We start from the raw sequence: 8,932 nt of genomic DNA, 5'->3' as shown, positions 1-8,932 counted from the left end.
TCACTTCCGGCTTAGGTGTTGGAACCGGAGCCGGTTTTACCTCAGGCTTCGGAGTCGGTTGCGGTGCTGGTTTCACTTCCGGCTTAGGTGTTGGAACCGGAGCCGGTTTTACCTCAGGCTTCGGAGTTGGTTGCGGTGTTGGTTTCACTTCCGGCTTAGGCGTTGGAACTGGAGCCGGTTTTACCTCAGGCTTCGGAGTCGGTTGCGGTGCTGGCTTTACCTCAGGCTTAGGCGTTGGTACCGGAGCCGGTTTCACCTCAGGCTTCGGAGTCGGTTGCACCTTACCATACTCATATTTACCCTGACCATTTTTATCGGCCTGCCACGTAACAGCACCTTCCTTAGCATAACCTTCGGTTAATACTTTAAAACGCGCAGATTCAGCACCTTCAGAAGCAATAGCAACCGTGCCTTGAAGATTTCTTTCACCATTTACATAATTATGGTAGTACACCTTATGCGCCAAATTATCCAAAACTTTATTTACATTGTCCTCAGTAGACAAGTCTAAGCCCTTACGACTCGTGTACATATGAGCACCGGAATTAGGTGCCGCACTTGTAATATGAACATCACCACCCCAGAATGATTCTGGAGTCAATCCATTTACAATATTTTCACGCTCTTTATAACTTGGATCCTCTTTATCATCATACTCACCATTTGGATCATACACAAAATTTACATGGCCTTCTAATTTATCAATGTGAATTTCATTATGCTCACTTTGAGTTACTATGGATTCAAAATTACGATTTTTTGAACCGACCAAACGATGTACACGGCTTGGAGTTGTCATTGTGCTATAACTAGTACCATTCAAACCGCCTTGATACATATGGTCCCAATAACCACGATCACCAAGAAATACATTGATATGGTTTGGCTGTTTTGCATTCTTATCTGCTAAGTTGAGAGCAAAGCCAGTCCATAGTACTTCATCACTATCTACACCGATATTAATTTCAGATGGATGTGTATTGCTACCATCGATACGTACATCGCCTTCAATGGACATATCATGGCCAGTAAAATTACCCTTATTACCATCTACGCCGAGATTTACAGTACCGCCTTTAGCAATAACAAGTGGATTACTGTCACGACCAACTTGAAGATCGCCATTTTTAATATTCACAGTACTTCCATTTTGACTAGTAATGATAGTCTTTCGTCCATCCATTAGTCTACCAGATACATAATCTGCATTAATAGTACTCTTATTATCTGCATCAATTCCAAACAGTGTCCCTTGTACCTTTCCCAAGTTTAAAGTTTCACCTTTAACAGCACTAACAACAGGATATTCTGCCATTACATACGGCACTACAGAGCTAGCAATCGTCAGGGCAATCGCTAAGGATAAATTCGCTTTACACATGCGTTTCATAATAACCCTCTCTTATTCACACTATAAATTATAATTAAACATTTTTAATTATAATTTATAAGGCTATTATTGTAAACATAAGAAAACTATTTCATCATCAAAAAATAATAAATAACAAAAAAAAGGCGGCACCTAAGTGCTGCTCATAATTATAAAAAAATCTATTGAAAGCTATATTATCATTTATTCGAATTTGACGATATATATCTTTATCCCTTTAATATAGGTAGATAGCCAAGCGAGTAGAACCGTCGGGCTCATCTCAAAAGAATAAAGAATATGATGAAATGGCCTTTCAGTTATCCAGTTACTGGTAACGAAGAGCTATTTTCTTTTTCCAAAGCAAAAGAAAAGGCAGAGATTATGTAACATGTCCTCCATTACTAGATGTTCAGTAATGGAGGACATATCAATAATTCCTGCCTTTTTTGTTTATCTACGGGCCACGCGCATGGCTGCCATCATGCCTGGCGACTTCCATACAGATTGGCCATTATCCGATACGAGTTTATTATTATCGTAAAATACGTCTGCATTGTAATAGTTGTCATCACTAGATGTCACTTTGTAACTAAGACCTGCTGTTGTGTACACCGTAAAGTTGAGTATATCTCCCACTCGCTTTACAGAGTCTTGATCTACATACCAGCTATTACCGAGATACGTCGTAGCATACACATCTTGACGAGCTTCTACATCATTTGTGCTAATGCCAATTAATACAAGCAACGCCGCTATCATATATAAGAATTTACGCATTATAATTACCTCCCGTTTTATGGTAAGAATACTTATATATTATACCAAAAAACGCCGATAATCGCATTATAATGGCAGTACTTTCTCAACCCTTGACTGAATTCGCTCGAGGCTCGGCGTGATTGCTTTCATCACAGGTTTTTCTATGAAAGCTAACCGCACATAGTCTACAATCATACCGATGACAAAAATAAGCACCACTATAAGAACTGCATACAGAGGTAATAGCATTGAATCATAGTACTGATACGTTGCCAATACATTATCCCACATGTAATGAAGGAATAGCTTATTATCATGCAATAGGTATATGCCAAAGATAGTAGATGCTACCACATTGATCCAAGGGCGATAAGTGATCTTTGCTTTCAAAAAAATAATAAATAAGCCAATGCCTAATAGCAATTGAAAGAAACCATAATCATTTTGCGTAAAGTAGAAAATCTGTTTCATATACGCTGGATCCGTCATGGCTAGTACATCAACGAGGATATCCCCTAGAAAGGCCCCTACAAAGCCTATGGCGGTAAAAATAATACCTATTTTCTTTGTTATATGTGAGCCGTACAGTTTGATGTACGCCCCTAGCGAATAGAATACGATAAATGAAAAGATATGTTTAAATCCAAAGGTGGTATGCGGTACATTAGGCCACAAATTCAGCACCGTCGGCATTAAGAACCAAATTACCGTGGAAACCACTAGGAGTATAACGTAGTATGTATGCTGCAGCCAATGAAGTACTCGATTAATAACAGGCGTTAATAAATAGAGTACTAAAAAGTTCTGGGCGAACCAACTCATGGCACCAATGGGCAATAAAGCGAGCATCATATTCCTTGACGTCACCGTATCGAGTCCTAAACCCATAGCTACACCCAGCATGGCAATGCTGTAAAACCATATTTGCTCAACTAATTTGGCAAACTTGTGTAGCTTAAAACTACTAGCAACCATAAAATAGCCTGTTATCATAACAAAGGCAACTACACCAGCCTTGCCTCCAAGTCCAAATACTTGGAGAAACACCTTATTAAACGTTAAATCTGGTGTAAAGGGGAAACAACCGTGCACGCTAAAATGATGCATAATAATTAGTATCATCGAAATGATACGCAACAATTCAATATTGCTCGCTCTCATTCTCTATACCTCATATTCTTCCTCTCAAACTATATGAATACTACGCCAACTGGTAACTACCTAGATGACTTGTATACATCATAAAATACATGAAATATATGAGAATGTTGTGACAATTTTTACACATAAAAAAGACAGCTGATTATACACCAGCTGCCTTTTTATTAAGCTATACTTATTTATAATACTAATTAACGCTCACAATATTAATATGATATACCAAATCTAATGTTTAGAAGACTGTTGTTCAAAAGCAGCAAATCTTAAACATACGTTTATAATACCGACTTATAATAAATTCCTTCTTAGAATGTACGTTTTACGTCTACGCCCACTAGGTATGCAGTTTTATCTTTTTTATCGGTCATGTTGTGAAGTTTAGACGCGCCTACCTTCGCAGTTAAGAACCAATCATTAGATAATTTACGGCTATGGTCAACCCAAACGTTAAGCGCTTTTGCATGCGTATTAAGTTCACGGTTTAGGCGTAAATACTCAACATTAAAGCCTGTTAAATTTGCTTTTTTATCCCAGTGACCAAGACGAGCATATAAACGATTACTACTGTTGCCCATATAATCACCAATGATATTGCCTTTATGTACATAACCATCATTGTAAGACCAATGAGAATACCACCAATTGCTTGTTCTACCGCCTTCTAAACGAAGGTTCCAATCTTCGTGATTACCAAGTTTTGGCAAGTACATACCTGCAGTCCAAGCAATTTTAGACGGGCTTGGAATAAAGCCAAGACCTGTAGCTTGGTCTTCACCATATACCATACCGTAGACTTCCATGGATGGTAATGTCCATTTAATATCGTAACCAGCAATACTGTTCCACTTATCTTTTGATGCTGAATCAGCATTTTTTCCAATTAAGAAACGACCATAATCCAAAAGACTTAAATGACGCCCTTTACCACCCATAATAGATGTCATGCTAGCACCTAATACAAGACGTTTTGTAGGAGACACTTCAATGCGAGCACCTACAAAGTCTGGATGTTTCACGTCGTTGCGATCATCAGATAATTTCGCATATACGAAGGTTGGCTTAATGGAACGCAAGAAGCGGAACGTACCGCCCACTTTTACAGGGTTAATAGTCGTTACTTTCACACCTGTTAAAGCGTTCATATTATTGGAAAGATTAAGGGAGGATTTGTGCATAGGTCCCCACCAAAGCTCATCTTTACCAGCTTGTACCTCTACGGCACCAATGTGTGTTTTCACGTAGCCGTTTACTAGGCGTGCAGTGCTATCGCCAGCAAATAGGTCAGCACGCGGTGTAATCGCGTACGCCACATGGTTGCCTGCCGTACCGCGGATGTGCATTTCTCCGCTCACAGTAGTGCCACGATTGTACTTATAACCATTGTTATTGCCGTTCAATGGCTGGTACGTGCTCGCTGTACGAACCCATCCCCCACGATTTTGGTTGTACTCTGGAGAATTCGTAGAAGTTACAGACACAGTAGCAGAATCAACTACTACTTTAGACTCTTGTTTGCCTGTCGACAAGGTTTGAATATCCTCAGCATATTCAGTTTCAAGATTTTGAATCATAGATCGAACGAATTGTGGCGTATTAACATCCACTTTGCCATTTGCTTCTTGTACCCATTCAGCCACTTGTAAACGGCTGTACGGCTTAGATGTTGGCAATGTATCAATATAGCCTTGAGCATGTAAGGAATCGATCATGTCATAGGTTGTAGAATTTAAATTTACATTTGGTGATACAATTTGTGCGCCATAAACTGGAGCAATAGCCATTGCCATAAGGGCGCTTGTAACTAATAATTTAATACTTTTCACGTAATAACTCTCCTCGATATAATAAATACAATTTGTACATAATCAAAATATACTATCACTCTCAAAATATAATAGTAAAAACTAGGAAATAACCTATTTTTATTTTACCATATACACATGCAAATCTTGTGCAGCTTTTGAATATCTATATTTGATAGAAATAGTCCAAAAGAACCAACTACAAACATACCTACAATTTTAATAACTTCTTTAAGAAAGACGTTCAAAAGTATTTTATAATTTATAATCTTGCGTGACAAAGTATTACACTATTGAAATATTTATTGAATTCTTTCCTATGAAACTATATTTATTAGCAGTCCTTTCGGAATACATCTACGAGATAAATCATTATGTTTAACATACTCAACAGCAGCATCAAAGGACCAATGATCATTTAGAACCTTACTTTCAATCCAATTTATAAAAGATTCTATAGCACCAACTCTCATGATATTAAAGGAGGCACACATTGTTTTTCATATGATGCCTCTCCAGAATCAGCTAAATATACAAGTTGAGAATTACCTTGATTATATTTTGATTTGACACCTAAATCATAATACAGGGTTCACTATGGATTTTTTTATTTGTTCAATTTCATTCTACAATTAAGTAAAATAACTTTCTTTTTATTATAGGAGTAATTCGATTCACTAAGGATACCAATAAACCTGCAATCAAACAGGACACCATTATAGCTAATAGTAATTTGACTGAATAAGTTGTATGAGGTATTAAAAATTGAATCCAATATAAAACTGGCATATGTAAGCAATAAATAGGTAATGATAATTTACCAATATAAGAAAATATCTTATATAATTGGTAATGTTTGTTCATATTAAATGTTGTGAAAAGAGTTATACTCAATAAGCAAAATGTTCCAATAATTAATGGTATTGCTATTTCTAAATTATCTGTTTTACTTCTACAAATCATTATTATATAAACAACAAATAACAAGTAAAATGTATTATTAATATTCCGCTGTAGTCGTTTGATTATATGATTATAATTTGACTCTACATAAGTCACAAGAAAATATAATGTTGTTCCTAAAACAAGTGCAGATAAACCACGTGCATATAGATAAATATTACTATTCCAATGAATAGCATGGCCCATAGCCTCTATATTAAAAAGATATAATACAAAAGGTAATAACCAAGATAGAAGATATTTATATACATTCGTAAATTTAATCATTACACATATAATTAATGGTAAGAAAACTATAATTTGACCTATAAACCATAGTGGAGGGTTAAAATCCAGTAACCCCTTATTTAAAGGAGAACCCATTAATAAAAGTAGATTAGTCGGTAATGATATGAAGGTATGCCTAACAGGCCCTTCATGACCACTTACAATGTAATAAATAAATAACAGAGTTATGCCACTCCAAGCATAAGGTAAAATACGATAAATTTTATCAAGCATATACTTAAATGCATCTTTATATATATTATCTCCAAGATATGGGGTCTTAAAAAAATGCATAGCAGTAAAATATCCAGTAAGCATGAAATAAAATTCTACGAAAAGCCACCCTGTAACAAAATAGGTTCTATTTTCAAATAAATAAGTATGATGACATAAAATTATTATTGCGCCTATAAAGCGACACAATTCTATATGTGCATTTTTCATTAACTATCCCCTATATAACCTACAATACAAGTTAAAATAATTCCCTAATGCCATTATTTAATTTAGGTCTAATATCATTATAAAAATAACCATATAGAACATAGTCCTATATGGTTATTTCTATGAACTAACATAAACTCTTATTTAGTGTTCTAACCAACCATGAAATTTATGTACAGTATTATTAGACCCTAAGTCTACAAGGTATACATAAGATTTTTCCTCATCTACTTTTATAGATAAGGATTTCTTTTTAGACTTAGCTATATTAATAGTAAGTCCAAGAATTTTTATAGTCCGAAAAAAATGCTCAGTAGAAGTGAATCCTTCTAAATTATCACCCGCATCTGCAATCATATGTAACTTATAAAATTTAGACTCACCATACATTTTAAAAGTAAAAATGGCTTGATTTAATTCAGCATCAAAATCAACTTTATATTTCTCTATAGGACCTTCTAATGAAGTTCTATGTGATGTATCTATAGGCTCTACTACTAAATCCATTACTAAATCTATTGGATTATCCATTAACATAAAACAAGTACTCATAAAGCTCCCCTCAATTTCAACTAACCCCTTTAGTTTCCATAAACAACTTTTATAATGATAGTATACTTCATAAACATAAAAAAATATATATACAATGCATCAAAACTTCATCTTCTTTTCATTTTATAATCAATAAGCTACAGCAAAAACACACAAGTTCTTGCCTCTAAATCAATTACTGAATTTAGAATATTACTATACCACCAAAATAGTAAAAGAATAGCTATTACCTTTAATCTCATAAGAAATACAATATGAGCATTCCTTATTAGAAAAATGCTTTTACTCCCTATTAACCTATCTCCTCATATATAATAAACCCTATTTAATACTATAAATTTTATTACGATATATTACGTATCCCATAGAAATAGTAACAAATAATTCAGTAATAACTGTAGTTATTGCCGTACCAATACCACCATAATAATACGTTAACGGCCATATAATAATTAAACTAACAATAGCTGCTGATATTAAAATTTTGCTATATATGGATTCCATATGTAATGAAAGCATTGTTTCATAACCTAAAACATTACTCATGGCAACTATCATAGGAATAAAGGACATAATCTTAAATAATATAATAGAGTCATAATAAGATTCACCTAATAAAGGGAGTAAAATCTTATCTCCCCATAACAATAAAATTAGACCGCCACAGAATCCAAACAATATATATATATATAATTGTTTTTTTAGAAATATAATACCTTGTGTATATGATTTTTTTAACAATATATTCACATGTGGATACACTGCATCGTTAACTGCACTTACCATTCTACGTATACAGCCTAACAGTTTATCAGCTGCACTATAATATCCAACAACTGTATGATTAGTTAATGTACCTAAAATAATAATTGATGTAGTAGTATAGAGGTTAATCGTAATCGTTGATAAAAAAATAAGCCAACCTTCTTTATAGATTTTTAACAAACTACCAAAAGATGGTATCGTCCATAAAGATGTAAAACGTCTTGTCAAAATAATAAGTGATATAATTCCAGCAATACATGGTGTACAAGATTGAAATAATGCGGCCAAAACATAATCATTAGGGCCTTTTACTAAAATAAAAATTCCAAATAGACATATAAATCGACCTATTAAATTAAGTATTGTTATATATCTCATTTCTTGAATACCTTGGAAAAACCATATTGGAAATATTATATTTCCTATAACAGCAGTATATGTTGCTATATATAAAGGTAAATCTAAGTCATGTCCAAAATATTGATACAATATGCCCCCAAGTATCAATACAATCGTAGATACTACTCCTAAAAATATAGATCCATACATATACAATGAAAATATATGTGCATAATCACTACTATCTGAACTAGCTAATGCTCTCGGTGCTGTTAAATTAAATCCATAACTAGAAATGAGTACAAGATAAACCATTACACTCTGAGAAAAAACAATAGCGCCCATTTTTTCTGGACCTAATACGATTAACAAATAAGGTACTAGTATAAAAGACAAAACATATTCTAAGGCACGTAATGATACCATAGAAAAAATATTTTCCACTAATTTTGATTGATTAAAAACCATAGACCCTTACCTAAAATAATTACCAACTATCATTAATAAA

General features: G+C 34.1%; 6 protein-coding genes and 1 pseudogene. All 7 read right to left on the bottom strand.

The features are described from left to right. Positions 1-1,390 (bottom strand): annotated as a pseudogene (locus ACLRYO_RS06020) (autotransporter outer membrane beta-barrel domain-containing protein); the annotation flags it as partial. Between the two features lie 432 nt (positions 1,391-1,822). Next, positions 1,823-2,149 (bottom strand): hypothetical protein, encoded by a 327-nt coding sequence (locus tag ACLRYO_RS06015; protein ID WP_021148824.1) that lies wholly within the window; start codon positions 2,147-2,149, stop codon positions 1,823-1,825. 66 nt (positions 2,150-2,215) lie between these two features. Continuing rightward, on the bottom strand, positions 2,216-3,292 hold the full coding sequence (locus ACLRYO_RS06010; RefSeq protein ID WP_316584407.1) for an acyltransferase: 1,077 nt from the start codon (positions 3,290-3,292) through the stop codon (positions 2,216-2,218). A 305-nt stretch (positions 3,293-3,597) separates the two neighbouring features. Beyond that, positions 3,598-5,115 carry a capsule assembly Wzi family protein gene (locus ACLRYO_RS06005; RefSeq protein WP_278604390.1) on the bottom strand — a complete coding sequence of 506 codons (1,518 nt, stop codon included), beginning with the start codon at positions 5,113-5,115 and terminating at the stop codon, positions 3,598-3,600. Positions 5,116-5,715: 600 nt separating this feature from the next. Beyond that, positions 5,716-6,768, bottom strand: coding sequence for an acyltransferase family protein (locus tag ACLRYO_RS06000; RefSeq protein WP_021148821.1), 1,053 nt, complete (start codon positions 6,766-6,768; stop codon positions 5,716-5,718). Positions 6,769-6,912: 144 nt separating this feature from the next. Further along, entirely contained in the window at positions 6,913-7,320 is a 408-nt protein-coding gene (locus ACLRYO_RS05995; RefSeq protein ID WP_038150457.1) for a hypothetical protein, read from the bottom strand. A 321-nt stretch (positions 7,321-7,641) separates the two neighbouring features. Continuing rightward, complete coding sequence (locus ACLRYO_RS05990) at positions 7,642-8,892, bottom strand: oligosaccharide flippase family protein (protein WP_004698015.1); 1,251 nt, start codon at positions 8,890-8,892, stop codon at positions 7,642-7,644. Between the last annotated feature and the right edge of the window lie 40 nt (positions 8,893-8,932).

It is taken from the genome of Veillonella parvula (assembly GCF_047241225.1).
Lineage (GTDB): Bacteria > Bacillota > Negativicutes > Veillonellales > Veillonellaceae > Veillonella > Veillonella parvula_O.
The sequence above is the reverse complement of the archived record's forward strand: the minus strand, read 5'-3'. Positions and strand labels throughout refer to the sequence as shown.